28 protein-coding genes are annotated in these 24,646 nt (G+C 31.0%); 6 read left to right on the forward strand and 22 right to left on the reverse strand.

Annotated elements, in window-relative coordinates:
* The first annotated feature begins 65 nt into the window (after window positions 1-65).
* The gene (gene yidD, locus KPF49_RS05240; RefSeq protein WP_183672647.1) at window positions 66-290 is read left to right on the forward strand and encodes a membrane protein insertion efficiency factor YidD; all 225 of its coding nucleotides are present in this window, start codon (window positions 66-68) and stop codon (window positions 288-290) included.
* On the opposite strand, the gene menE is transcribed toward yidD, so the two are convergent.
* A complete protein-coding gene (gene menE, locus KPF49_RS05245; protein WP_183672646.1) occupies window positions 291-1,664 on the reverse strand; it encodes an o-succinylbenzoate--CoA ligase in 1,374 nt (457 codons plus the stop codon).
* A 118-nt stretch (window positions 1,665-1,782) separates the two neighbouring features.
* Between menE and KPF49_RS05250 the strand changes: the two genes are divergently transcribed.
* Entirely contained in the window at window positions 1,783-2,520 is a 738-nt protein-coding gene (locus KPF49_RS05250) for a YebC/PmpR family DNA-binding transcriptional regulator (protein WP_183672645.1), read from the forward strand.
* Between the two features lie 48 nt (window positions 2,521-2,568).
* On the opposite strand, the gene KPF49_RS05255 is transcribed toward KPF49_RS05250, so the two are convergent.
* The 7 genes from KPF49_RS05255 to KPF49_RS05285 all read right to left on the reverse strand — a co-directional run bounded on the left by KPF49_RS05255 (window position 2,569) and on the right by KPF49_RS05285 (window position 10,422).
* Window positions 2,569-3,309 (reverse strand): hypothetical protein, encoded by a 741-nt coding sequence (locus KPF49_RS05255; protein ID WP_183672644.1) that lies wholly within the window; start codon window positions 3,307-3,309, stop codon window positions 2,569-2,571.
* A 510-nt stretch (window positions 3,310-3,819) separates the two neighbouring features.
* Complete coding sequence (locus tag KPF49_RS05260; protein WP_183672643.1) at window positions 3,820-4,794, reverse strand: tRNA dihydrouridine synthase; 975 nt, start codon at window positions 4,792-4,794, stop codon at window positions 3,820-3,822.
* A gap of 27 nt (window positions 4,795-4,821) precedes the next feature.
* Window positions 4,822-5,709 (reverse strand): SDR family oxidoreductase, encoded by an 888-nt coding sequence (locus KPF49_RS05265; RefSeq protein WP_183672642.1) that lies wholly within the window; start codon window positions 5,707-5,709, stop codon window positions 4,822-4,824.
* A 118-nt stretch (window positions 5,710-5,827) separates the two neighbouring features.
* On the reverse strand, window positions 5,828-6,646 hold the full coding sequence (menB, locus tag KPF49_RS05270; RefSeq protein WP_221265199.1) for a 1,4-dihydroxy-2-naphthoyl-CoA synthase: 819 nt from the start codon (window positions 6,644-6,646) through the stop codon (window positions 5,828-5,830).
* The gene (gene menH, locus KPF49_RS05275; RefSeq protein WP_183672641.1) at window positions 6,646-7,434 is read right to left on the reverse strand and encodes a 2-succinyl-6-hydroxy-2,4-cyclohexadiene-1-carboxylate synthase; all 789 of its coding nucleotides are present in this window, start codon (window positions 7,432-7,434) and stop codon (window positions 6,646-6,648) included. Before menH ends, menB begins: the two co-directional genes overlap by 1 nt.
* Entirely contained in the window at window positions 7,418-9,073 is a 1,656-nt protein-coding gene (menD, locus tag KPF49_RS05280) for a 2-succinyl-5-enolpyruvyl-6-hydroxy-3-cyclohexene-1-carboxylic-acid synthase (RefSeq protein WP_183672640.1), read from the reverse strand. The genes menH and menD overlap by 17 nt, the downstream gene beginning before the upstream one ends.
* Complete coding sequence (locus tag KPF49_RS05285; RefSeq protein WP_183672639.1) at window positions 9,070-10,422, reverse strand: isochorismate synthase; 1,353 nt, start codon at window positions 10,420-10,422, stop codon at window positions 9,070-9,072. Before KPF49_RS05285 ends, menD begins: the two co-directional genes overlap by 4 nt.
* 132 nt (window positions 10,423-10,554) lie before the next feature.
* On the opposite strand from KPF49_RS05285, the gene KPF49_RS05290 reads away from it, so the two are divergent.
* Together KPF49_RS05290 and KPF49_RS05295 are read left to right on the forward strand one after the other, a co-directional pair.
* Window positions 10,555-11,472, forward strand: a complete 918-nt coding sequence (locus tag KPF49_RS05290) for a 1,4-dihydroxy-2-naphthoate polyprenyltransferase (protein WP_183672638.1) — start codon at window positions 10,555-10,557, stop codon at window positions 11,470-11,472.
* A gap of 79 nt (window positions 11,473-11,551) precedes the next feature.
* Complete coding sequence (locus tag KPF49_RS05295) at window positions 11,552-12,163, forward strand: DUF5067 domain-containing protein (RefSeq protein ID WP_183672637.1); 612 nt, start codon at window positions 11,552-11,554, stop codon at window positions 12,161-12,163.
* Window positions 12,164-12,194: 31 nt separating this feature from the next.
* Here the strand turns inward: KPF49_RS05295 and KPF49_RS05300 are convergent, their stop codons facing one another.
* The 4 genes from KPF49_RS05300 to KPF49_RS05315 form a co-directional block, all read right to left on the reverse strand.
* Window positions 12,195-14,150: an FtsX-like permease family protein gene (locus KPF49_RS05300; protein WP_183672636.1), complete on the reverse strand. Its 1,956-nt coding sequence runs from the start codon at window positions 14,148-14,150 to the stop codon at window positions 12,195-12,197.
* A gap of 1 nt (window position 14,151) precedes the next feature.
* Entirely contained in the window at window positions 14,152-14,901 is a 750-nt protein-coding gene (locus tag KPF49_RS05305) for an ABC transporter ATP-binding protein (protein ID WP_183672635.1), read from the reverse strand.
* 93 nt (window positions 14,902-14,994) lie between these two features.
* Complete coding sequence (locus KPF49_RS05310; RefSeq protein ID WP_183672634.1) at window positions 14,995-15,897, reverse strand: sensor histidine kinase; 903 nt, start codon at window positions 15,895-15,897, stop codon at window positions 14,995-14,997.
* Window positions 15,898-16,572: a response regulator transcription factor gene (locus KPF49_RS05315; RefSeq protein WP_183672633.1), complete on the reverse strand. Its 675-nt coding sequence runs from the start codon at window positions 16,570-16,572 to the stop codon at window positions 15,898-15,900. It abuts the gene before it with no gap.
* Window positions 16,573-16,838: 266 nt separating this feature from the next.
* Here KPF49_RS05315 and iadA point away from each other — a divergent pair, with 266 nt between their 5' ends.
* Together iadA and nhaC are read left to right on the forward strand one after the other, a co-directional pair.
* A complete protein-coding gene (iadA, locus tag KPF49_RS05320; RefSeq protein ID WP_183672632.1) occupies window positions 16,839-17,990 on the forward strand; it encodes a beta-aspartyl-peptidase in 1,152 nt (383 codons plus the stop codon).
* 23 nt (window positions 17,991-18,013) lie between these two features.
* On the forward strand, window positions 18,014-19,423 hold the full coding sequence (nhaC, locus tag KPF49_RS05325) for a Na+/H+ antiporter NhaC (RefSeq protein WP_183672631.1): 1,410 nt from the start codon (window positions 18,014-18,016) through the stop codon (window positions 19,421-19,423).
* 63 nt (window positions 19,424-19,486) lie between these two features.
* On the opposite strand, the gene KPF49_RS08070 is transcribed toward nhaC, so the two are convergent.
* The 10 genes from KPF49_RS08070 to KPF49_RS05375 all read right to left on the reverse strand — a co-directional run bounded on the left by KPF49_RS08070 (window position 19,487) and on the right by KPF49_RS05375 (window position 24,543).
* Window positions 19,487-19,678, reverse strand: a complete 192-nt coding sequence (locus KPF49_RS08070; RefSeq protein WP_338045057.1) for a type II toxin-antitoxin system RelE family toxin — start codon at window positions 19,676-19,678, stop codon at window positions 19,487-19,489.
* A 4-nt stretch (window positions 19,679-19,682) separates the two neighbouring features.
* The gene (relB, locus tag KPF49_RS05335; protein ID WP_183672630.1) at window positions 19,683-19,847 is read right to left on the reverse strand and encodes a type II toxin-antitoxin system RelB family antitoxin; all 165 of its coding nucleotides are present in this window, start codon (window positions 19,845-19,847) and stop codon (window positions 19,683-19,685) included.
* Window positions 19,848-20,156: 309 nt separating this feature from the next.
* Window positions 20,157-20,939 carry an ABC transporter permease gene (locus KPF49_RS05340; protein ID WP_183672629.1) on the reverse strand — a complete coding sequence of 261 codons (783 nt, stop codon included), beginning with the start codon at window positions 20,937-20,939 and terminating at the stop codon, window positions 20,157-20,159.
* Entirely contained in the window at window positions 20,926-21,663 is a 738-nt protein-coding gene (locus tag KPF49_RS05345; RefSeq protein WP_183672628.1) for an ATP-binding cassette domain-containing protein, read from the reverse strand. Before KPF49_RS05345 ends, KPF49_RS05340 begins: the two co-directional genes overlap by 14 nt.
* Before the next feature lie 17 nt (window positions 21,664-21,680).
* Window positions 21,681-22,178 (reverse strand): hypothetical protein, encoded by a 498-nt coding sequence (locus KPF49_RS05350; RefSeq protein ID WP_183672627.1) that lies wholly within the window; start codon window positions 22,176-22,178, stop codon window positions 21,681-21,683.
* A 38-nt stretch (window positions 22,179-22,216) separates the two neighbouring features.
* Window positions 22,217-22,696: a hypothetical protein gene (locus KPF49_RS05355; RefSeq protein WP_183672626.1), complete on the reverse strand. Its 480-nt coding sequence runs from the start codon at window positions 22,694-22,696 to the stop codon at window positions 22,217-22,219.
* A 327-nt stretch (window positions 22,697-23,023) separates the two neighbouring features.
* Complete coding sequence (locus tag KPF49_RS05360) at window positions 23,024-23,161, reverse strand: hypothetical protein (protein WP_183672625.1); 138 nt, start codon at window positions 23,159-23,161, stop codon at window positions 23,024-23,026.
* A gap of 285 nt (window positions 23,162-23,446) precedes the next feature.
* Window positions 23,447-23,707 (reverse strand): hypothetical protein, encoded by a 261-nt coding sequence (locus KPF49_RS05365; RefSeq protein ID WP_183672624.1) that lies wholly within the window; start codon window positions 23,705-23,707, stop codon window positions 23,447-23,449.
* A 325-nt stretch (window positions 23,708-24,032) separates the two neighbouring features.
* Window positions 24,033-24,302: a Txe/YoeB family addiction module toxin gene (locus KPF49_RS05370; RefSeq protein WP_183672623.1), complete on the reverse strand. Its 270-nt coding sequence runs from the start codon at window positions 24,300-24,302 to the stop codon at window positions 24,033-24,035.
* On the reverse strand, window positions 24,295-24,543 hold the full coding sequence (locus tag KPF49_RS05375) for a type II toxin-antitoxin system Phd/YefM family antitoxin (RefSeq protein ID WP_183672622.1): 249 nt from the start codon (window positions 24,541-24,543) through the stop codon (window positions 24,295-24,297). Before KPF49_RS05375 ends, KPF49_RS05370 begins: the two co-directional genes overlap by 8 nt.
* Window positions 24,544-24,646 lie beyond the last annotated feature (103 nt).

Raw genomic sequence — 24,646 nt, forward strand, 5'->3', positions numbered from 1 at the left:
TTCACCTCAATTGATATTTTTTAATACGTTCGATATATTAAATTTAATTAGAAAAGATGGTGTTTATGAAAAAATTAATTTTAAAAATGATTCGTTTTTACCAAAGATATATTTCTCCAATGTCTCCACCGACGTGTCGATTTTATCCAACGTGTTCTCAGTATGCAATAGAAGCAGTTGAAGAACACGGTGCAATTAAAGGCAGCTATTTAGCGACACGTCGCATTTTAAAATGTCATCCGTTTCATGAAGGCGGCTTTGATCCAGTTCCACCAAAAAAGAGAAAATAATTAGTCGATATACGCCTCTCGGTTTAATTTTCTAGAAATTTTACCAGACGGCGTATATTTTATTTCGTCAACAATAATCACTTCTTTTGGATGTTTAAATCGTGCTAAATACTTATTAAATAATGCTTCTAACGTACTATTGTTCACTTTCTCTTCAACGATTAATACAGGGACTTGTCCCCATTTATCATCGTCTTTTTTAACGACAACACATGCATTTAAATCAGTATACTTTAATACGACATCTTCAATTTCTTTAGGGTATATATTCTCCCCACCACTTATTATTAAATCATCTCTACGATCTAAAATGTATAAGTAACCATCTTCTACTGCTGCAATATCTCCAGTATTAAAAAATTCATCTTCAATATTGATTTCAGCATTTAAATAACCGTTAGTTACGTTTTGGCCTTTAACGAGTAATTCACTGTTTTCATTAACATAGATATTATCATTTACTTTACCAACAGTACCGGATAATATTTTTTCATCATCATGAGAAATAATAACAATTTGTGAGCACGTTTCAGTCATTCCAAAACTATTATATACTGGTAAATTTAACGATATCGCAGATTTCAATAGCTTTGGTGTCGTGTTCGCCCCGCCCATTAAAATTGCCTGTAAACTACTTAAATCTTTTTTGTCTACATTTTCATCACTCATTATTCTACTGAGCATGACTGGTACAAACGACGTATGTGTGACTTTTTGCTGTTCGATTACATCGAGTACATGTTTAGTATTAAACTTATTATGAATAATTAACGTACATCCTGAAATAATTGCACGCATTAATATCGAGAATCCAGAAATATGAAAAATTGGATTCACCATCAGCCACGTACTATTTGAATCATATTTCAAACCCTTTTTCGCATTTAAATGTGATGCGTAGTGATTTAAATAAGTTTGCGTCACAGCTTTTGGACGCCCGGTTGTACCACTTGTAAACATAATTGATAATATATCATCATCATTCGCATCTAATTTTTCATATTCTACTTCTTTTAAATTTAATAGATCGTTATAATCAAATACTTTAGCTTCTACATCGTCTAATACACCTGAAACAATTGTTGAAAAAATCGTATCAACATTTACGTCACTCAGTTGATTGTTAATCTCTTTAGCTGAAAGTCTTGTATTAATCGTGACAATTTCAATATGCCGTTCAATTAAACTATGAATTAAAACCGCACTATCTAAACTATTATCTATATATACCCCGACTCTTTTAATATTAGGAAGTTTTTTAGAAAGTTCATGTACTTTATCTTGTAAATTTTTATATGTAAGAGAATCATTTTCGTAAATGATTGCGAGTTTGTCTGGATATTTTTTAGCATTCTCTATTAACCATTTGTTCAATTCAAACACTCCTCCAACTCTCCTATTATATCAAAAAGATATATTTACTCGTATCATTTAGACATTAAGTGAAAAAAATGCTAAATTATAATTAACAAATAACGAGGGAGACGAAATTATGGCAGGCCATTCAAAGTGGAATAACATTAAACAACGTAAAGGTGCGCAAGATAAAAAGCGTAGTAAAATTTTCCAAAAATTATCACGCGAAATTTACATGGCAGCAAAACAAGGTGGCGGTGACACGGATACTAACCCAGCACTTCGATTAGCTATGGACCGTGCACGTGCTGAAAATATGCCAAAAGACAACATCAAACGTGCGATTGATAAAGCGACAACATCTGGAGCTGGAGAAGATTATGATCCAGTTATGTACGAAGGTTATGGCCCAAGCGGTGTTGGTATTTTAACAGAAGCATTAACAGACAACCGTAACCGTACAAACACAAACGTACGTATTGCTTACAATAAAAACGGTGGAAATATTGGAGAAGCTGGATCTGTAAGTTATATGTTCGAAAGAAAAGGTTACATCGCTATCGAACGTAGTACGACAGACGTCGACGAAGATACGATGTTAATGGAAGTACTTGAAGCGGGCGCTGAAGAGTTAGAAACGAGTGAAGAAGTATTTGAAATCTTTACAGAACAAACAGATTTCGCACAAGTACGAGATTACCTTGAAGAAGAAGGATTCACACTCGCACAAAGCGAGCTAACAATGATTCCAATGAACACAGTCTCATTAAGCGATGAAGACTACGAAACATTAGAAAATATTATTGACGCACTTGAAGACGATGACGACGTTACAGACGTCCACCATAACGCAGTGCGTGCAAGTGAAGAATAAAACTTATCCCCTTAAGTCTATAACTTAAGGGGATATTTTTTGATTAATTTATACTTCAGGAGAATTGATTTTATTGTATAGACTACTCCACTGTGATTTTAAATAATCACTTGTTTCATCGAATAGTTGTTGTCTTGCTGTGTTTTGTTCGTTATTATATTTTTTACGCGTAAAATCTCCTTTATATTCGAGTGGAAATTCACCACCATCTGGTGTCTTAAACGTGTCACAATTCAAAATTTCAATTGGAGTCATCTTTGTTTTATTATAAAGATTATTCGTATCTTGAATTAAATAATCTGTTTTCTCTATTTCTGATAACCTAAATTCAAGTAAATTTTTTGCTTCAAGTACTAGATATGTTAATTCAAAATAACTTTCATTAATTGATTGTAAATTTCTTTTGAAATCTTCTTCGTCACGAATACGATGAAGTAAGTTATTATAAACAGCCTTTTTTAACTCACTAATTCTTAATAAATAATCATTAGTCAATTGACGGATATCTTCAATTCTATCCTTTTGAGATTCTACAACTACATTCACTTCTAGTTCTTTTGCATGTTGTTCTTTCATTTGTTGTAATTGCTTATCAAATTGCTCACGTTGCTCTTTAAGCATTTCCCTATGTCGAATATTATGATCTTCAATCTCACGTTCTCTAATTTTTGACGTTTGCTTAAATTGATAATAACTTATCCCAATATTAATTATTACTAGAATAATGATAAACCATTGTGAAAAACCTCCGCTTGCTACAGCTTCCGATGCATTTACACCTGCATTCATAAAAACATCTCCTTTAAATAATTAATCATCTTTTTATAATAAAGTCGATTTTTTTATCAAAATAATGTCATTATAATATTTTGCATCAAATTAAATAATTTAATTTTATACAAATCGCTTTTGTATTAAAGCACCTGTCATTTCATGTACGATTACGCCTTTTGTGTCAACGAAACAAGCAACCTCTTTATACAAGTCACTTTTATGTAAAATTAATAAAAACTATTTCACACAAAACGCATTTGCATCAACGAAACGCTACATTTCTCTTCTTAATTTTTTAAAATGATTAATAATTCACCAAGAATTATTAGTATTGAGAAATACATATACGATGATTAAAAACAGTACGACTATATCCTAAATTTTCATCATTCACTTTCTTTATACATATATTCTATAAGTAAGTATTTATCCTATCAAATCAATTATATATAATTTATATTTTATTGGGGAGTATATGGTGATTTCTATCAAAAATGCCGTCCTTAAATAGGACGGCATTTTTTATTATTCACTCTCTTGTTGTTCTTTAAATTCTCGTAACATATCACGAACTTCATCTGTATCTTTCGTACTCATTAATGCATGTCTTAACTGACTTGCTCCTCTAAATCCTTTGACATATATTTTAAAGAATCTGTGTAACGCTTGAAACGGGCGTTCTTCTAGTTCTTTTGAGTATTTGTCGTGTAAATCAAGGTGTAAATGAAGTAACTGAAGTAGTTCTTCACTTGAATGTTCTTTTGGTGTTTTTTCAAATGCAAATGGATTATGAAAAATTCCGCGACCAATCATTACACCATCTACACCGTACTTTTCTACAAGTTCTAACCCTGTTTTACGATCCGGAATGTCTCCGTTTATCGTAAGTAATGTGTTTGGTGCGATTTCATCACGTAACTCCTTAATTTCTGGAATTAATTCCCAGTGGGCATCGACTTTACTCATTTCTTTTCTTGTACGTAAATGAATAGAAAGATTTGCGATATCTTGTTTTAGAATATGCGTTAACCATGGCTTCCACTCATCAATTGACGTATAGCCGAGTCTCGTTTTTACACTAACTGGAAGTCCTCCAGCTTTTGCCGCTTCAATAAGTTCACTAGCAATTTCAGGTCTTAAAATTAGTCCACTGCCTTTACCGTCACCGGCTACATTTGGCACTGGGCACCCCATATTTAAGTCGATACCTTTAAAGCCAGCTTTTGCCATACCGATACTCATCTGACGGAAAAATTCCGGCTTATCTCCCCAAATATGTGCGACCATCGGTTGTTCATCTTCAGTAAATGTTAAACGCCCACGTACACTTTTATTACCTTCAGGGTGGCAATAACTTTCAGAGTTTGTAAATTCTGTAAAGAAGACATCTGGACGTGCTGCTTCACTCACCACATGACGGAAAATGACATCTGTGACATCTTCCATTGGTGCTAGAACGAAAAATGGGCGTGGAAGATTATTCCAAAAATTTTCTTTCATCTATCGTTCAATTCCTCTCAAATTTAGTTATAACGAAATGTTGTACCCACCAGTTATACCATAAATTTGACCTGTCGTGTAGCTACTTTCTTCACTACCGAGTAGTACGTATACAGATGCGAGTTCGACTGGTTGTCCTGCACGACCAAGTAAACTACCTTGTCCAAATGTTGGTATTTTTCCTTCTAGCTGACCACCATCTAATTGAAGTGGTGTCCAAATTGGTCCTGGTGCTACCCCATTGACGCGTATTCCTTTATCATTAAAATATTGTGATAAGTTTACTACTAAGTTTGAGATTGCCCCTTTTGTTGATGCATAGTCGAGTAGTTGTTTTGAAGGGTTAAATGATTCTACAGATGTCGTTAAAATGATTGAAGCTCCTGATTCTAAATGTTTTTCAGCTTCTTTAACTGCTTCAAACATACTTACAACATTCACTTGGAATGTATTTTTAACTTGTTCAATCGATAAATCTTCTAACTTTTCTTGAGCAAATTGCTCTGCTGAGTTTAATACTAATACGTCTAAACCACCTAAAGCCTCTACCGCATCTCTAACTACTTTAGCTGCTTCACCATCATTGCGGAAATTTGCTTTTAACGTAACTGCTTTTTGTCCTAAGTTATTAATGAAATCTTCAACTTCCTTGGCATCTTTTTCCTCACCAGGCAAGTACTGAATTGCAACATCCGCACCTTCTTTAGCATATGCGATCGCTGCCGCACGGCCAATTCCAGAGTCTCCACCTGTAATTAATGCTTTAAGGCCTTTCATACGACCATGGCCTGTATAAGTTTCTTCACCTGTATCTGGGACTGGTGTCATTTCACTTTGCAGAGCAGGTCCACTTTGTTGTTGTTCTGGAAAATCATTATATTCAAATTTAGTTCTTGGATTTTGTAAGTTTGACATTTAAAATTCCTCCTAAAGAGTCGTAATCATTCAATACCCGAATTATTTTTATTTTAATCGTACTCATACTTGAATCATTAAAAAAGCAAAAGTTCAAATGAACTTTTGCTTTATGAGTTTATGGGAATTTAGGGAACTGATCAAAATCCGGTTGGCGTTTTTCTTTAAAGGCATCTCTTCCTTCTTTTGCTTCGTCCGTTGTGTAATAAAGAAGCGTTGCGTCTCCAGCAAATTGTTGAAGACCAGCTAATCCATCTGTGTCTGCATTCATTGCAGCTTTTAAGAAACGAAGTGCTGTTGGTGAGTGTTGCATCATATCTTCACACCATTTGACTGTTTCATCTTCTAATTCTTCTAATGGTACGACTGTATTTACAAGTCCCATATCTAATGCCTCTTGTGCGTCGTATTGACGGCATAAGAACCAAATTTCACGTGCTTTTTTATGTCCAACGATACGTGCTAAGTAACCAGAGCCGTATCCAGCATCAAATGACCCAACTTTAGGACCCGTTTGGCCAAAGATTGCGTTATCTGCTGCGATAGTTAAATCACAGACCACATGTAAGACATGTCCGCCACCAATTGCATATCCAGCAACCATCGCAACAACTGGTTTTGGTGTAACACGAATTAGACGTTGTAAATCTAGTACGTTTAAACGTGGGATTTGGTCTTCGCCAACATATCCACCATGTCCACGTACTTTTTGGTCTCCACCTGAACAGAATGCTAAATCACCTTCACCTGTTAATACGATTACTGAAACATTTTCATCGTCTCTAGCGCGACTTACTGCATCAATCATTTCTGAAACTGTTAATGGTGTAAATGCGTTACGTACTTCTGGACGGTTAATTGTGATTTTCGCAATCCCATTATAAAATTCATATTTAATCTCTTTATATTCTTTTAATGTAGTCCACTCGCGTGCCATTATTTTCCCTCCGATAAAAATTCCTGACATTCTTTTATAAATGCCTCTTTATTTTCAAGATGAACATTATGTCCACACTTTTTAATTATTTTAAAGCAACTATTTTTTAATTGCTTATTCATATTATCTCCAATTTTAACAAACTTTTCATCTTTTTCACCGACAATAATTAAAACGTCGTTATTCTTATTTAGTTTGTCCCAGTAATGAGGCTGAATACCCGTGCCATATTTTCTTAAACTGTCTGCCGCTTCAGCACCATTTTGACTTAACCTTTCTTTTCTTTGCAATAAAAAAGATTTTTCATCTAAAAGTTTTTGAGTTTTAAATAGCGGTAACTCTTCCCACTCATTAATAAAAGACTCAAGGTCTGTCTCTAAAGATTTTGCTCTAAATTCGTCAATTTCAATACGGCTATCTCTTCTAATAGCTTTACTCATCCCTGGAGATGTCGACTCTAATATAAATTTATTAAATCTCTCAGAATAATTTGCTAAAAGTGATATCGCCACACGTCCACCCATTGAATACCCATAGACGTGCACATTTGCTAAATTCAACTCGTCGACGATTTTTACGATCCCCTTTGAGATATCGTCCATCGAATAATCGATACCAATACTTTTCGTTTGACCAAATCCTGGTAAGTCGATAAGTAATGTGTTCATGTTTCTAAATTCCGATGCAATGTCTGTCATAGAACGCATATCTGATAAAAATCCATGCAATAAAATTAGTGTGTCACTTTTACTACGGTCATTATACTCATAGTTAAAATCGAGCATCATTTACGAGATCCTTTACTTGTTCTTTTAGTTGATTATGCTGCACTTTATTGTCATCTCTATCTGTTTTAATTTCTATGAATACTCTACCTGTTTGATTTAATAACTCTTCTGTTAAGTCTTCAGGTGAGTTTACCAAATGATAATTAAAACCATACAGTTTTGCAGCATGTGAAAAATCTAAATTAAGTGGTGTTCCAAATAGCCGTTCAAAATAGACGTCGTGCTCTTTTTGCGGTAAGTAACTAAATATATTACCTCCATTATTGTTAAAGCAAATGACTGTTCCGTCAATATTTTCTAATTTTGACATTAGAAGACCATTTAAATCATGATTTAACGCAACATCCCCAATAATGAGTGTCATATCTTCTTTAGTCGCAACTCCAAACGCACTCGACACAACACCGTCAATTCCGTTTGCACCGCGATTTGAATATATTTTTAACTGATTAAATACGTCATATCTTTCAAAGTCACGAATCGGCATACTACTCGATAAAAAGACTCGGCGCGTACGATACGTATTTTTAATAATTTCATACATATAACGCCCTTCATCAGTATAATCTTCCATTGTTTCTTCAATAAGTACTTTTATTTTTTTATCGAGATTATAAAGGACATTGTCTGAGTAATCAGATTCAATAAATAATGATTTTAACGTCTCTTTAACATTTCCAACGTAAACTTTGTTCGGTGTTTTCGGAAATGTTTTTACATCGTTAAATTCACTAATTAATATTTGTGGTAAAGTCGTACGTTTTAAAAACTGGTTCGTCGATTTTGAAGTCACAGCTTCACCAATACGAACGATAAAGTCAAATCGATGATTTAAATTTTCTTCTTGTTCTTTTGTTAAATTCATAAAAATAAGATCGTGAGTTGTAACAACATGACTTAACTCCGTACGATTATCAATTCTAGGATCCATGATAAATGTTAAGTTTTTATATTGATCAAAATCAAAATCGTCAAAACTATAATCTGTTTCACCAATAATCACTAATCCATTTCCAACGAGCGGTTCGATGTCCGTATTGTATGTCACAGAATTTTCTAACTGTTGTTCACGATAAAATAAATCTGTACGACTGACGTCTGGCATTAACGGTTCTCTTACTGGAACATTAATATGCACTGGCCCTTTATTAATACCATAAAAATATTGACTTGCTTGAAGTACTCTATCAAACACATGAGATATATTTGTATCACTGTTATCTGCGATCGGCAGTTCTGTTTCGTATTTTACATAGTTTGTAAACATATTTGTCTGGTTAATCGCTTGCGGTGCACCGACTTGTCTTAATTCATGAGGTCTATCTGACGTTAACACAACTAACGGTATATGCATTAACCCTGCTTCTGACACACTTGGTGTGTAGTTTGCCGCAGCTGTCCCAGACGTACAGAGTAAACTCACCGGTCGTTTACTTACTTTACTTAATCCAAGTGCGAAAAAACCTGCGCCGCGTTCGTCTGGGTGAATATACGTTTTAATATACGGATGAAGTTCAAACGCAATCGCAAGTGGTGTCGAACGAGATCCTGGACTAATAACAACCTCACTCACACCTTTACTATATAGACCATCAACAAGTGTAAACACTTGCTCTGTGAGATGTTTTTGATGTGTCATTCTAATGCCTCCAGTACGTTTAACATTGGTCTAAATTTTGTTTTTGTTTCTTCGTATTCAGACTCTCCTGTTGACCCTTTGACAATACCTGCTCCAGCGTAAAGTGTTGCACTTTTATTAGTAATACGCATTGATCTTAAAGACACAGCAAATTCAGCTTCGTGTGAACGAGAAATGACCCCAATTGGTGCAGCGTAAAGTCCACGCGTAAAGTATTCCTTTTCTTTAATATATTCTAAAGCACGTTCCTTTGGTAACCCACCAACAGCTGGGGTTGGGTGAAGTGCCATCATCACGTCAAATAAGTTACTTTCTTCATTTAAAACCGCTTCAATTGGTGTATATAAATGGTAAATATAACGATTCTCTAAAATACGCGTGTCGTCGTACTTTACACTAGAAGTATATGGGGTTAAATCTTCAACAATAGAGTCTCTCACCACGATATGTTCAAAACGATTTTTTTTATCTTGTAAAAATGCTAACTTATTATTTTCGTTTAAGGCGTCGTCACTTTCTCTACGGATTGATCCTGCGATTGCATGCGTTGACAACGTATTATGTTTAAGATGAAATAACTTCTCTGGTGTTTTAGAGACAAATGTCGACTTACCTTTTTCATAAAGAATTGTAAACGTATCGGGTTCTTGTTTTAAACGGTTAATTAAAAAGTTTGAGTCGACTTCTTCTTCAAATCGAATCAGTAACTCTCTAGATAACACTACCTTTTCAAAATCATCATCTAATACGCCAACTGTTTCATCGACTAACTCTTTCCATGCCTTTGGATATATTTCATGTTTACTTACAATTTCAGGGAATCTAAAACGACTATCCGTATCTTCAATTTCTTTTAATATTTTATAAATCTTTTCAACAAGATGACTAGTCTCTAAATCTTCTTTTTTCAAAATAATAAAACATTCGTTATTATATAAATCAAACTGCCATGACGCGAGTAAAAATTCGACCATTTTATAGTCTGTCCATTCATCGGTCGTTTTTTTATCGTCAAAACGCATCCCACCAAATAAATGGATGTCTCCCTTTAAATCGTCACTTAGCTCGATTGTCTGGATGTCTTCAAACAGCTCGTTTTTCTTTTTTTCTAAAACGTCTGCATTAAATTGATTTCGATTTATGCTCTCTAAATAACCGATTCCAATTATATTGAAATCAGCTTCTTTAGACTTAAACCAAAATCTTTCTCCTTTTTTATTATTAAAATGCATAAAGATTTTAGATTCTGATAGATTAAAATCTTCTGTACTAAAATGTAATGCTAAAAATGGTGTGTTGGAATCAATTCCTACTTCGTCAATTTTTATTTGTGACGACTCAATATCCATTATATTCACATTCCTTTATAATAATTACTCTATATTTTATCATTTTTCTAAATAACTGTGTATATTGTTCGTTTGAAAGTATGATAGAATATTGTAGATCTATGCTTAAAAATACTTAAAAGGATGATTTTCATGCAACATGCACACGTCTTAACCGGCTATAAAAAATATATTAGCCTAACAAGACCGCATACTTTAACAGCTGGATTTGTTCCTGTTCTTGTCGGGACAGCTGCTGTATTACCATTTGGAGACATTAATTTTTTAATGTTTTTTTTAATGCTCATCGCAACAATACTCATTCAGTCAGCTACGAATATGTTTAATGAATATTACGACTTTAAACGCGGTCTAGATAGCGAAGATTCTGTTGGAATTGCAGGTGCGATTGTTCGTAACGGTATTACCCCAAGAAGAGTACTTTCATTTGCAATTTCATTTTATATTATCGCAGCGTTGATCGGTTTATATATTGCATATGAAACATCTTGGTGGTTGATTTTAATCGGTAGTATTTCGATGTTAGTCGGATTTTTATATACAGGTGGTCCTTACCCGATTTCTTGGACACCATTTGGAGAAATTTTCTCTGGTGTATTTATGGGACCAGTCATTATCTTAATTACATTTTATATTCACTTACATGAATTACATATTTTTCCGTTATTATTATCTATTCCAATCATGATTACGATTGGTCTACTTAATATGTTCAATAATATTCGTGATAGAGTAAAAGATGCTCAGAGTGGACGAAGAACATTTGTTATTCTTGTCGGAAAAGAAAAAGCAACACAAGTTGTAAACTTCTTACTCATACTTTGTTATGTATTTGTCATTATTATGTCAGTCACCGACCTATTCGCTTCACTATTTTTACTACTGCCACTCTTATCATTTAAATTATATAAAAAGACAATGCAGTTATTAAAAGACGGAGATTCACCTGTTGAATTAATTCCAGCGATGGCAATGATGGGTAAATTTAACACAATTTACGGATTACTTTTATCTATTGGTGTATTATTATACGGATTAGTTATACATTAAACATTTTATGATTATACCTATTTATTTTCAGAAAATTCATATATACTAAATTTAATCGATCAATAATGGAGGAATTTTAATGAATTTAAAACATCTATTAGCTGCAACCGCTGCTTCAACCCTACTACTCACTGCTTGTAATCAAGATGACTCAGCTGAAACTGAAGAGCCTATTGAAAATGCTGAAACTGAAGAAGCAAAAGAAGCTGAAGCTACTGAAGTTAAAGTCAGTGAAGACGAACTTAAAGATTCAATCGAATTCGATGGAGAATATGGACACTACGTCATTACACGTATTGATACAATCGACATTCCACCAACTGATCTAGATAAAGAAGCCGCAGAAGATGCGGGGGAAGAAGCATCTGACAGTCCAGCAGTTGTTATTGAGTTTGACTTTACAAACAAATCAAACTCTCCAACTTCAGCAAGTGAAGCATTCGCTTTAGACCTAGCAGTTCGTCAATTTAATGAGTCTGGTATGATTCCAACGGATAACTTAACATTAGATATCCCTGAAGACAGCACGTATCATAAAAATGTAAATGATGCTTCAGAAACAGTTCAAACAGATGAATCATCAAAAGCAGTTGTTGCTTATGGACCAATTGATTCAGAAGAAAATGATATTAATATTCAGTCACGTGAAGACGAATCATTATTAAATCTATTACTAAAATTTAATGAATAAGATAAAACAGTGTGCAAATGCACACTGTTTTTTATTTTTTACCTATTATTTTAATATATGTTCTAGATGTAATTATATACATGATGATATACACAAGCATGATTATAACAATAACACTAGTATAGCTTGTGACAAATAACTTAATATCATTTATAGCGAGTAACCCAAGCAAAGTATAAATGATTTTTGATGCAAATATTGTATGAATGATCGCAGTCACTATAGGTAATCCAAAAATCACAAGTATTTGACGGTTGATTGTAGATTTAATTAGTGAAAATGACAATCCAAGTTTTTGCATAATTTCATAATTTTCTTTGTCTGAATATCCTTCAGAAATTTGTTTGTAGTACATAATTAAAAATAGGCCAACGAGGAGTGTAATAGATACAACAACACCTATAAATACGAGTCCACCATTAAGTTCATAGATAGTTTTCTTTACTTCTTCTTTACTTCTTATCGGCAATTGAGTATCCGCTTCAAACGATTCAACACTTTCATCGAGTCTTTCTTTGGCATCATCATTTATTGCATTAAAAGCTAATGTTTTTGTTTCCGCACTACCACTATCATCTGTATAGTACGCCTGAAATTTCTTATATAATGTTTCATTTGGTACAACAATATATAATGCATCAATTGCAATTTGTGATTGAAGAAAGTTCTCATCAGTATAAGTGGTCTTTAGCGAATCATTATCTAAAAATTGAAAATGAGTATTTTTATTATATCGTTTCGTATTGCTGCTAACTAAAATCTCATCATCATCTAGATTTAAATTAGTATTATAATATGCATTATGACTATCAATAGAACGTACAATCATATACATCATAGTACTTTTTGAAGGTTTGTTTAATTGATTAAAATTATCAATCTTTCCATTATTGTCAATTGCTGGTAACTCTAAAGACTTTGTCATATTTAGGGACTCTACGTCCTTATTCATTGTTAACTCATCGTACAATTGTTTAACTTCAGCAGGCTCCTTAAATACAGTTATACTCATTTCATAATCATATTTTTGAGTATGATCAACTTGTGTTTGTATTCCACGATATGTCGTTAAACTTAGTCCAAGAGTTACGATTAAAAACGTTATGATCATCGTAATACTTGCTAACCCTACAACATGAGACTTCATACGGGACATAAGTCCTGAAACTGTAAAAAAGTGCTTTTTATTATAATATATATTACTGCTTTTTAAAATTTTCAAAACGATAAAAGTTAATGACATAAATAAAAAATAAGTTCCAATTAACACAAATACTACTGCTATTAATATTGTAAATAACGAATCCATAATTCCTGTAGTGGTTAATGCTAAGTAGTAACCATATATAAGTGAAATTACTCCCAATATAGATAAGATTAATATAACTAATCGTGAAGTTTTCTTTTCTCCAGCCTTCTCTGTCTTCATTAATTGAATCGGACTTTGTTTTGTAATATGAATATTACTAATAACATATAATATAACGAAAATGAAAAAGATAAATAACATTAAAAAGATACTTGCTTCAATTTTAAATGGATAATCCATAATCGATACACCAGAATTTTGAATCATCTTATTCAATGCTAAAAATATTAAATTACCAAATAAATATCCTAAAACAATACTTAATAATGATACAACTAAAAACTCTAGTACCAATTCATAAAACAGTATTAAGCGAATGTGCTTTTTCTCCATACCAAGCACTAAATTAATCGCAAACTCTTTTTTACGTCGTTTAATTACAAAGTTATGAGCATAAATAACAAATATTAAAACGAGTAAACCAACGATAACATTTGCATATTTCATTAATTTTGGTAAAAATTCATTACGTTCAATTAAATAGTCATTATAAATTAATGATAATAATATATACTCAAGTCCAAACATCACAGAAATCGCAATTACAAATGGCACAATTATCTCTCTAAGTGATTTAAAATTTCTAAAAACAAGTTTACTTATGAGTTTAAATGTCATTCTACTCACCACTTTCGCTTAACATTGTTAAACTATCAGATATTCTTTTTTGAAATGCTTGATTTGAATCGTTACCTTTATAAATTTCATGGTACACTTTACCATCTTTTATAAATAAGACACGGTTCGAAAAAGCTGCATCAGTCACTGAATGTGTAACGAGTAAAATTGTTTGATTAGACTCATTTACTTCTTGAAACAACTCCATAGTTTCTTTTGAAGTCTTTGAGTCTAATGCACCTGTAGGTTCATCTGCTAATAATATCTTCGGTTCTGTAATAAGTGCACGTGCAATAGCAACTCTTTGTTGTTGTCCCCCTGAAATTTCATAAGGAAATTTATTAATATGTGATTCTATATTCAATTCCTCTACAAGTGGTATTAGTTTTTTCTTCATAATTTTCGGTTTAACATCTGACAAGACAAGTGGCATTAATATATTATCCTTATTCGACATGGTATGAAGAACATTAAAATCTTGGAAAACAAAACCGAGTTGATCACGACGGAATTGTGCAACGTCTTTATTTTTTAACGATGATAAATCACGGCCATCAATTAAAACTGTACCTTCTGTTGGTGTATCAAAAGTTGCAATGATATTAAGTAATGTAGATTTTCCAGAACCTGATTCTCCCATTATCGCAACAAATTCACCTTCATTGATTGAAAAATTCATATTTTTCAATGCCGTCACTTTATTATTTCCGTGACCAAATTCTTTTTTTAAGTTTTTAACTTCTAGTAACATTAATCTCACCTCTTGATTATTTAATCCAAGTATAAAATACAAAAATACCAAGTACATTTATATATTCTTACAAATATACTTGGTATTCTTACATTATTGTAAGGTTGTAGACTGTTTAAATTTTATTTTGAAAATAGTATACTCATTTAACTTTGAATCTACAGATACTTTTTGGTTTAAACGACGTGAAATTTTGCGAACTATATACAAACCGACACCACTTGATTTTTCATCAAGCATACCATTAAAACCCGAATATCCTTTATCAAAAATCTTTGGTAAATCCGATTCAGAAATTCCGATACCAGTATCATGAATGACTAACTCGTTAGTTCTTTGATCAAAGTAAATATAAATGTCATTCCCTTTTGCATATTTTAATGAATTGTTTAAAATTTGTTCTATCATAACTGTACTCCACTTTGGATCAGTAAGAACAATTGAATCAATTTTTTCATAATGTAATTTCGTTTTATTATGAATAAAAATCATTGCATATCTTTTTATAATATTTTGAATGATAGTATCTAATTCTATTTCTTTAAATGACATATCTGTAGATTCATTCATAATTTTTAAATAGTTTAGCGCCAAATTTGTATAGTTATCAATTTGTATGATTTCTTGTAAAATTTCTTCTTTATTATTTTCATCTTTTCTTTCAAGTAGCAATTTTGAAGCAGTAATAGGTGTTTTAATCTGATGCACCCACAATAAAAAGTAAGATTCAATTTCTTCTTGGTAACTACTTTGCTTATTTTTTAATTGCTGAATTTGTTTTTCTAATATTTCTATTTGCTTTGTTTTGTTCTCCTCATCAATAAAAGTAAAAAAGTGAGTAATAAAATAAATCACGTATATAATAATAATAATAGAAACACTTAATAAATAAGCTCGAAACATAAAATCAAATAAATAAAATACAATTAAAAATAAAAGTAGTATAAGCGCAATAATTAAAAGTTCATTTTTCTTACTATATATATACCGTTTCATTTAATCATCCTTTAATCGGTAACCATAATTCTTTTTCGTTTCAATAGCTCCTTCTAAATCAATCGATTTTAATTTCTTTCTCAGTCGAGCAATGTTTACCGCTAGTGTATTATCATCAATAAAATGAGAAGACTCCCAACATCTCTCAATAAGTGAATTACGACTCACAAAGTGATTTAAGTTTTGGAGTAATAGTTGCATGATTAGGTATTCTGTATGTGTAAATTCTATTGATTTTTCTTTATATGTAAACATCATCGTATCCAATGAGAGATTATATTTTCCTTTTTTCAATACATTTAAATCCTCATTAAATTCATATGTTCGTCTAATTAATGCTTGAATTTTACTGATGACAACATTCATATTAAAAGGCTTTTCTATAAAATCATCTCCACCCATTTGCATCGCCATAACTTGATCCATACTTTCATGTCTAGAACTAATGAATACAATAGGAACTGTTGAAAATTTACGAATTTCTTGACACCAATAATATCCATTATAAGAAGGTAAATTAATATCTAGCAAAATAATATGGGGTTTTAATTCTTTTACTTGTTCAGTAATTGTATTGAAATTCTCAACATAATTAACTTTAAAGTTCCATTTGTTTAATTCTAATTTAAAACTCTCTCTTATTATTTTGTCATCTTCTATAATTAATATTTTCATAAAGCACCTCTTTGAAAAAGAAAGTTTTTTTGAAACTACTCTTAAATATAAATAATTGAAGCAATAAAATAAATTTTATTTATAAACTATTTTCACTATATTCAATATAAATTTTAGCAGATTTCATCCTATGTACAATGTCGTTGAAAGTCTGATAATAAATTCGTTTTATTAATAATATTTCTTAACATAGAATGAATACTACTGTTTTTATTTACATTTATATGGTTAAATAAATGTAAGAATATTTAGAAAAGAGTGTTTATATGTTTACATTAATTAAAAATGCTAACCTTTTTACACCGAAGCATTTAGGTAAAAAAGATATCTTATTTACTCAAAATAAAATATTAAAAATTGAAGATGAAATCGATGTTCAACCGCTTCAACAATTATTTACAGTTAAAATTATTGACGCTAAAAATAACTATGTTGTTCCTGGGTTTATTGATCCTCATATTCACTTACTTGGCGGCGGTGGTGAAGGCGGTTTTGAAAAGCGTACACCTGAAGTGCAGTTAAGTGATTTAATTAAATCAGGGTTAACGACTGTCGTTGGATTACTCGGTACTGACGGTACAACGAGACATGTTACTTCCCTACTCGCTAAAGCACGTGGGTTAGAAAAAGAAGGTGCGTCTACATTTATGTACACAGGTAACTACGACGTCCCAACTCCAACGATTACAGGTAACGTTAAAGACGATATTATTTTAATCGATAAAATCATCGGAACTGCTGAAATTGCAATTTCAGATTCAAGATCTGGCCAGCCAACTGTTCAAGATCTTGCAAAAATTATTGGAGATTCACGTGTTGGTGGATTAATTGGAGGAAAAGTTGGCGTTACACACTTCCATACTGGTCCAGGTAAAGATTACTTATCACCATTACATGAAATTATCGATCAATACGAACTTCCAGCTTCAAAAATATATGCAACACATATTAATAGAAGTAAATCATTAATGAACGATGCGATTGCACTTGGTAAAAAAGGTGCATTTATCGATATTACATGTGACTACGATACGGCTTTTGGATGGGTAAAATATTATGTAGAAAATGATGGACAGTTATCACAACTCACACTATCCACTGACGGGAATGGAAGTTTACCGACATTTGACGAGAATGGCAAACTAACAGGATTAGAAGTTGCTCCGACAGATACGATTATTAAAACGATTCAAAAAGTTGTTGAACATAATATTCTAAGTTTAGAAGATGCATTAACACTTGTGACAACAAATACGAGTCAAGCATTAGAATTAGAGTCAAAAGGAAAAATTGAAAAAGATTATGATGCAGATTTATTAATCATTAATAAAGATACCTTTAAATTAAACGAGGTCTTTATGAAAGGTAGACAAATGATGTCAAATGGTGCTGTCGTTGTAAAAGGAACATTTGAATAAAATAATGAAAGTACGTGACGTATATGAAAAGAAAACCTACGTTGTTTGAAGCAGTATTACCAATTATTATAATGCTTCTTTTCTTATCAATTGGTTTTGGTATCTTAAAACTTAGACCAGAACCACTATTAATACTATCTTCAGTATTTGCTGCATTAATTACTTTAAAACTTGGATATTCTTGGCAAGAAATGATGGACGGTATACAAGAAAAAATATCACTTGCAATGCCATCAATTTTAATATTAATTTCAATTGGTATTTTAATTGGTACATGGATGATTGCTGGAACAATTCCAATGTTAATTTACTACGGTGTTCAAATGATTAACCCAAAATATATTTTAGTCATTTCATTTGTCGTTGCGGCAATAATCGCTGTCGTGACAGGTACGTCATGGGGTGCTGTCGGTACCGTTGGCGTAGCATTAATTGGTATAGCTACAGGACTTGAAGCAAACATATCAGCAACTGCAGGCGCAATTGTTGCTGGTGCATTTTTTGGAGATAAGCTCTCTCCTCTTTCAGACACAACGATTTTAGCACCTATCGCTGCGGGGAGTGAGCTATATGATCATATTAAACATATGCTATGGACAACGATACCAGCAACAATTTTATCTTTGATTGTATATTTTATTGTTGGTTTAAATGTTGAATCAAAAACTATTGAATCACCACTCGCACAAAACATGATAATCGAGTTAGAACAAATGTTTAATTGGAATATATTATTACTCATTCCACCAATTATTATTTTATACGGCACAATTAGAAGATATCCAACACTTCCTGTGATTATTATATCTTCAATTACTGCAGGAATTATTGCAATGATTTTTCAAAAATCGACGATTCAAGATGTGTTCTTATCAACAGTCAGTGGTTTTAATGTCGACATGGTAACAAAAATCCAAGTTACAGAAAATGATATTATGCCCGAAGTTCTCAGACTCGTAAATCAAGGCGGTATGGAAGCGATGACGTCTGTTGTTTTAATTGCCTTCGCGGCATTTGTGTTCGCTGGAATTATTACCACATCTGGATCTTTAGAAGTGATTATTGAAGCACTTTTAAAAGTAGTAAAAAGAACAGGGGATTTAATATTAGCAACCGTTTTATCTTGTATGACTATGGCTTTAGTTACTGGTAATTCTTACTTATCAATTATTGTACCCGGTGAAATGTACAAAGATACATATAAGATGAAAAAGCTCGCACCAAAAAACTTATCAAGAACATTGGAGGATTCTGGAACAGTAATTGTTCCACTTATCCCTTGGTCAAGTGCCGGTGTTTTTATGGCAGCTACACTTGGTGTCCCTACCCTTTCTTATGCACCGTGGGCAATTTTGTGTTACACAGGATTTATATTTGCAATCATATTAGGTTATACAGGTATTGGAATTACTCAATTAGATGAAGAAAAATAAAAACAACCGAAAATTCTTATAAAATAAAAAGGCAAGATTCTATATTTTAATTAGAATCTTGCCTTAAATGTTTTTTTTATAAATATTTGAACGATGCCCTACAGAAATGATATTAATAATAATTTTATCATCATCAATTCTAGTTATTATTCTGTATTTTCCTATACGATATCTCCAATATTCATTCAGATTTCCTTTTAAACTTTTCTCATGTTTTCTAGGGTTTTCTGTATCTTTTAGATTTTTTCTATCCAGCTGATTAAAATTTTACTTTTTCTTTTAATAGTTCCATATCGTATTCATCTTCCAATTTCTCTTTTAATGCTTCTTTTAATATAGTGGATAGTGGCATATCGTGAATTTCTGCGTAATCATTAAACAATTTGCTTTTTTCTTTATTTAGTCTAACAGTAACTGTGGACATAGTATCACTCCTCAAAGTGATTTAGTTGTTTTTGTGTAATTCTTATTCTGTATCATCCGCTTAAATTCCCTGCACTTTTAAAATAAAAAGCCCTATGATCCGTTTAGGATTGTAAGGCTGACCTATAAATAAATTTTGTATTAAACATCTTCAATTTGAGTTATTATTTTATCTTCTAAAACATCAGTATAGAAATATTCAATTTTATTTTGCGTATTTAACCAGTTTTTAACAATATCCTCTATTATCACTTTTGTACAATATTTAGAACATGCTCTTTCTTTATACTCAATTAAATCATTCCTTATTTTAATAAGTATCAAAGACTCCTGTTTTTCTTTGTCTTTTTAAAATTAAATTAAATATAACTACTCCTAAAATAAGCCAGGAAATATTAATTAATATATACTCTACTGAAATTAGTATACTTATTTCACGATTTAAGATAAAATTTCTGGCAATATCAACACCAAGTGTAAATGGAATTAGATCTAATACTTTTAAATGTATTATATTGACTGAGTTCGATATAAATAAAAGAATACCTTGAAATAGCATAATAAACTGGCCAATACTTTTTTCTATTAACGTTAATCCGCCAAATATTAATCCAATTCCGAACATTCCAACTATAGAAGGAATAACAATTATAAAAGATAATAATATTCTTATTAATGTATTAACATCTAATTCAATGTAAAAATACGCAAACATTAAGACTACAAACACACTTAATAGAGAAAAAATCATACTAATAAATACATTTGCAAACATTAATATTATTGGAGATACAGTACTTTGTAGTCGCAATTCTAACGTACCAGTATTAAAATTGCTCTCTATTAAGGATGAACTAAACCCCAATGCTACAATACTTAATTGCCAAAATATTACTCCTATTAAAACAAATATTTGAGCCTGTGTTTTATCGATATTGTAAGTTGCAATAAAAGCATCTCCATTTTGAAAAAATAATGCAATAATATATATAGCAAAAAATATGACAAAGTCACTTATGAAACCAATCTTATATTGTATTGAAGATTTTATAGATAGTAATAGTTCATATTTAATAGCTTTAAGAGTCACCATACAAATTAGATTCTCCTTTTAATTTATGATATGTAATTTCCAACTTATTTGAATCATAGTCTTTAAATTCTTTTTCAATAATAGTTCCGTTAAATAAAAAGAAATAGTGTTCTATCATATCACTTAAAAATTTAGTATCATGGGAGGATACAATAATACTTGTATCTACCGATGATACAATTTTTAAAAGAGTTTCTTTTAAGTCTTTTAATGCATCTAAATCAAGTCCAGAAGATGGTTCATCTAATAATAATAGTTTTCTTTCTGTAGACAAAGCAGCTAATAATTGTGCTTTCTTTTTTTGTCCAGTTGATAATTCCTCAACTCTTTTATTTAATAACGGGATAATATCTAAATCTTGAGCGTATTTTTGTATGTTTTTCTTTAGACGTTTTTCTGGTACTCCTTTAATCACACCGTAATATAAAGCATTATCAAAAATTGTATTTTTATAAAATATACCTCTCTCATCCGATGGTATATAAGATATATTTGATCTTGCCCATAAATCATATGCTTCCTTAGTACATGTACATTGAATTTCACCTTTATTTTGGAAATATAATCCACTAATTAATTTCATAAGTGTAGTTTTTCCTGAACCATTTGGACCTACAAAACCATATATTCTTTGTGGTTTCAAGCAAATCTCCATATTAATATTTTCAAATATTTGATTTTTTTTTATTTTTCGCCCTATATTTTTTAAAATAATTTTTTCCAATATTAGCCCCTCCAAAATCATGTTGAATTACTAAAAAATTTGAGACACTCTTCATAAATATCTTTAGATTGCTGACCGTTAATAAACAAAGGAATTTCAAGAAATTGATTCATATTGTCTATATATCCTTGGAATTTTGCAGATGATATTTTTTCATTTTTTCTATTGAGGTTCCAAGAGTCTTTCTTTATAAAAGGATATACATTTATTGCAAGTACTTTCGACTCTAGATAATTTTCAATAAAATTAATTGTTCGTTTAATATATGTAATATCGTCGTCTAAATTCACACATAAAATAACTGCATCTGGCTCTGCTGCTAAAAGTGTAGCTAATTGTCTCAGTGGATAAAATTCAAGATTTCCAAAGGTATATGGAATTGTTTGAGATTGAGTACCAATAATAATTAAATCTTTTTCTCTAAGGTTAAATAAAAGTTTATTGATAGCATAAATATCTTCCTCTAAATTAGTTTTCAAATGATTTTCATACCCATTTGGATATGCATAGTCCATTCCAAGTAATAAACTCGTTGGCTCTGTTCCTAATTGTCCTACATTATAATTATTTTTATAAATTCTCTTCTTAATTCTAATTGAGTGTTAAATTTTCCTTGTTCTGGAGAAGTACCAACAATTGCTATGACAGGAACAAGTATTTTATGTAGCATTCCAGATGAATTTAGTGTGAAATTAGTTGTATTTAAATATGGAGAAAAAGAGTTATCATTTTCTTCTACTTTTACATTATCTAAATAATAAATTTGTTTATTATATTTTTTGGCCTTTTTTTCAAAATAATCTTTAAAATTCATTTTGAACATAGTATCTAAGGTATAAGTGTGCTCCAGTATGAGAGTATCAAAATTATCACTCCAGTTTATGTTTTTATATGATTCTATTAATAAATCTTTCTTCTCTATGCCATATATAGTTTCCTTTGTCGTCTTTCCAATATATGGACTAAATGGATAATCATAAACTCCTGTTAACTCAAAGTTTAATAAATCACTATTACCAATAATTCCATGCATTTCTTAGCTCATCGGAAAAGCAATCGCCCTACTTATTTTAAGCACGATATTGCTCTATCTTTAAGATAGTCATGTAATCCATATAAGGTTCTATACTTATTTTTATATCCTGTTATTATGCATGTTATATACGGAGCAGTAAAACTTGAGACCGAAACATTTTTATTGTTTTTTCTCCAATGCAGGTATTGATGGCCAGCGTAAGCTAATATATTCACAGGTGATCCCTCTACATAAATATAGTCTCTAACCCTTATAATATCAGTACTCCAATGAACCCCAATTACAGTTGGTAACATTGCTGGATAAGATATCACTCCATTATTGTCAAATGCAGCCACTAAATTGTAATGAAACATCAATAATATCAGCATTAAAATCGTTTACATCAACATATATACCTAGGTCTTTAAAAACCCCTAATAACTTATCTTCTATTATTTTTTGTTCTTCTGTAATTATCATATATACTCCTAAAACCATTGTAATTATTTTATTATAATATACTTAAAATTAGTAAATACTATTTTGAGTATAGTATAATTATATAATTTTCGTCAATTCTTAATATTCTGAATTTATTTAATAATATATTTATTGTATTAAGTGACCAATTCCCTACGTTAAAAAAGTACCAGCAGGAAAGGTGCTACAACGATCTAGTTCTATTCTTTATATAATAAAAAGTTCGATTTTATAAAATACATAAAATCGGACTTGCATTAGTAGTAGAATAATAATTCAGTTTTTTTATAATCCACTCTCAAAACGATCTAATCGTTCTTGTGTCGGCATTACGTTAAATACGATTGAATCTCCAGAAATTGAAAGTATCGCTTGACCACGTTCTAAGTTTGGTATTAATTCATATTCAGATTCTTTAATTGTATCGACTAACACGTCTTCAAGTTTAGCTAAGGTTGACTGATCCATTCCTAATAAGAATTTATATTGTGTTAACTCAAAAATTTGTTTTAAGTCATTTACAATTAGTCCATTTCCGTCTGTCAATAATTCTTATGGAGATTGTGTCGCCAACTGAATACTAGCCATATATTTACGTATTTCTTTCATAACTTCTTTTATATCCAACTATTTTAAGAATAGTTGGATTAGTGTTAAAACATACGTAAATCTAGCTTCAATACTTTTAATAAATTTTCTATCGTTTAATATTTAAATGTGTATTGATAAGATTTATCTCATCTTTAGTTTTTTCAATTCCAGATGGAATTTTAATTATGATATTAGGATTTTTTGCTTACTTATAACGTCTAAATTTTTATTAAAAAAAGCAAGATTCGATATTTTAATTAGAATCTTGCCTAACAAATATTTATTTATAATGATATTTACATGAAGCTATCATAATTGATCTTTTATCAATCTTATATACTAGTCTATGTTCTTGTGTAATTCTTCTACTGTACCATCCACTTAAATTCCCTTTTAATTTTTCTGGTTTACCTATTCCACTAAGCACTCCCTCACGTTCAATACTTTTAATTAACTGGTTTATTTTTTTTAAGGTTTTCTTATCTTGTATCTGCCATTCTTTATAATCTTCAAATGCCTCAGTTGAAAACGTAATGAGAAGTTTACTCATCTATTTGAACCTTTACGGTTTCGCCCTTATCAAACTGTGAAATTGAACGTTTCAGATGTTCGTTATTATAAGGATTTTTTTGTAAATAAAAGGTTTCCATAATCGAGTTATAATCGCTTTCTGACATTAAAACAGCGTTATGTTCATTTGTTGTGATTGTTATTACCTCACTATTATCATTGACTTGATTAATTAATTGTCTAAAATTTTTTCTCGCATTTGAATATGTTTCTACACTCATTTAATCATCTCCCTTTTTAATTGTACAATATATTGTACAATATATAAAGCTTATTTACTTCCTCTTTCTATTCCATACCTTTATAAAATAAAAAATTATGATT

The organism is Nosocomiicoccus ampullae (assembly GCF_019357495.1).
GTDB lineage: Bacteria > Bacillota > Bacilli > Staphylococcales > Salinicoccaceae > Nosocomiicoccus > Nosocomiicoccus ampullae.

What these genes read in the sequence shown, in the direction of transcription:
- yidD (WP_183672647.1), top strand. Translation starts at nt 66, where the DNA reads ATGAAAAAATTAATTTTAAAAATGATTCGTTTTTACCAAAGATATATT.
- KPF49_RS05250 (WP_183672645.1), top strand. Translation starts at nt 1,783, where the DNA reads ATGGCAGGCCATTCAAAGTGGAATAACATTAAACAACGTAAAGGTGCG.
- KPF49_RS05255 (WP_183672644.1), bottom strand. Translation starts at nt 3,309, where the DNA reads ATGAATGCAGGTGTAAATGCATCGGAAGCTGTAGCAAGCGGAGGTTTT.
- KPF49_RS05260 (WP_183672643.1), bottom strand. Translation starts at nt 4,794, where the DNA reads ATGAAAGAAAATTTTTGGAATAATCTTCCACGCCCATTTTTCGTTCTA.
- KPF49_RS05265 (WP_183672642.1), bottom strand. Translation starts at nt 5,709, where the DNA reads ATGTCAAACTTACAAAATCCAAGAACTAAATTTGAATATAATGATTTT.
- menB (WP_221265199.1), bottom strand. Translation starts at nt 6,646, where the DNA reads ATGGCACGCGAGTGGACTACATTAAAAGAATATAAAGAGATTAAATAT.
- menH (WP_183672641.1), bottom strand. Translation starts at nt 7,434, where the DNA reads ATGATGCTCGATTTTAACTATGAGTATAATGACCGTAGTAAAAGTGAC.
- menD (WP_183672640.1), bottom strand. Translation starts at nt 9,073, where the DNA reads ATGACACATCAAAAACATCTCACAGAGCAAGTGTTTACACTTGTTGAT.
- KPF49_RS05285 (WP_183672639.1), bottom strand. Translation starts at nt 10,422, where the DNA reads ATGGATATTGAGTCGTCACAAATAAAAATTGACGAAGTAGGAATTGAT.
- KPF49_RS05290 (WP_183672638.1), top strand. Translation starts at nt 10,555, where the DNA reads ATGCAACATGCACACGTCTTAACCGGCTATAAAAAATATATTAGCCTA.
- KPF49_RS05295 (WP_183672637.1), top strand. Translation starts at nt 11,552, where the DNA reads ATGAATTTAAAACATCTATTAGCTGCAACCGCTGCTTCAACCCTACTA.
- KPF49_RS05300 (WP_183672636.1), bottom strand. Translation starts at nt 14,150, where the DNA reads ATGACATTTAAACTCATAAGTAAACTTGTTTTTAGAAATTTTAAATCA.
- KPF49_RS05305 (WP_183672635.1), bottom strand. Translation starts at nt 14,901, where the DNA reads ATGTTACTAGAAGTTAAAAACTTAAAAAAAGAATTTGGTCACGGAAAT.
- KPF49_RS05310 (WP_183672634.1), bottom strand. Translation starts at nt 15,897, where the DNA reads ATGAAACGGTATATATATAGTAAGAAAAATGAACTTTTAATTATTGCG.
- KPF49_RS05315 (WP_183672633.1), bottom strand. Translation starts at nt 16,572, where the DNA reads ATGAAAATATTAATTATAGAAGATGACAAAATAATAAGAGAGAGTTTT.
- iadA (WP_183672632.1), top strand. Translation starts at nt 16,839, where the DNA reads ATGTTTACATTAATTAAAAATGCTAACCTTTTTACACCGAAGCATTTA.
- nhaC (WP_183672631.1), top strand. Translation starts at nt 18,014, where the DNA reads ATGAAAAGAAAACCTACGTTGTTTGAAGCAGTATTACCAATTATTATA.
- relB (WP_183672630.1), bottom strand. Translation starts at nt 19,847, where the DNA reads ATGTCCACAGTTACTGTTAGACTAAATAAAGAAAAAAGCAAATTGTTT.
- KPF49_RS05340 (WP_183672629.1), bottom strand. Translation starts at nt 20,939, where the DNA reads ATGGTGACTCTTAAAGCTATTAAATATGAACTATTACTATCTATAAAA.
- KPF49_RS05350 (WP_183672627.1), bottom strand. Translation starts at nt 22,178, where the DNA reads ATGGACTATGCATATCCAAATGGGTATGAAAATCATTTGAAAACTAAT.
- KPF49_RS05355 (WP_183672626.1), bottom strand. Translation starts at nt 22,696, where the DNA reads ATGCATGGAATTATTGGTAATAGTGATTTATTAAACTTTGAGTTAACA.
- KPF49_RS05360 (WP_183672625.1), bottom strand. Translation starts at nt 23,161, where the DNA reads ATGATAATTACAGAAGAACAAAAAATAATAGAAGATAAGTTATTAGGG.
- KPF49_RS05370 (WP_183672623.1), bottom strand. Translation starts at nt 24,302, where the DNA reads ATGAGTAAACTTCTCATTACGTTTTCAACTGAGGCATTTGAAGATTAT.
- KPF49_RS05375 (WP_183672622.1), bottom strand. Translation starts at nt 24,543, where the DNA reads ATGAGTGTAGAAACATATTCAAATGCGAGAAAAAATTTTAGACAATTA.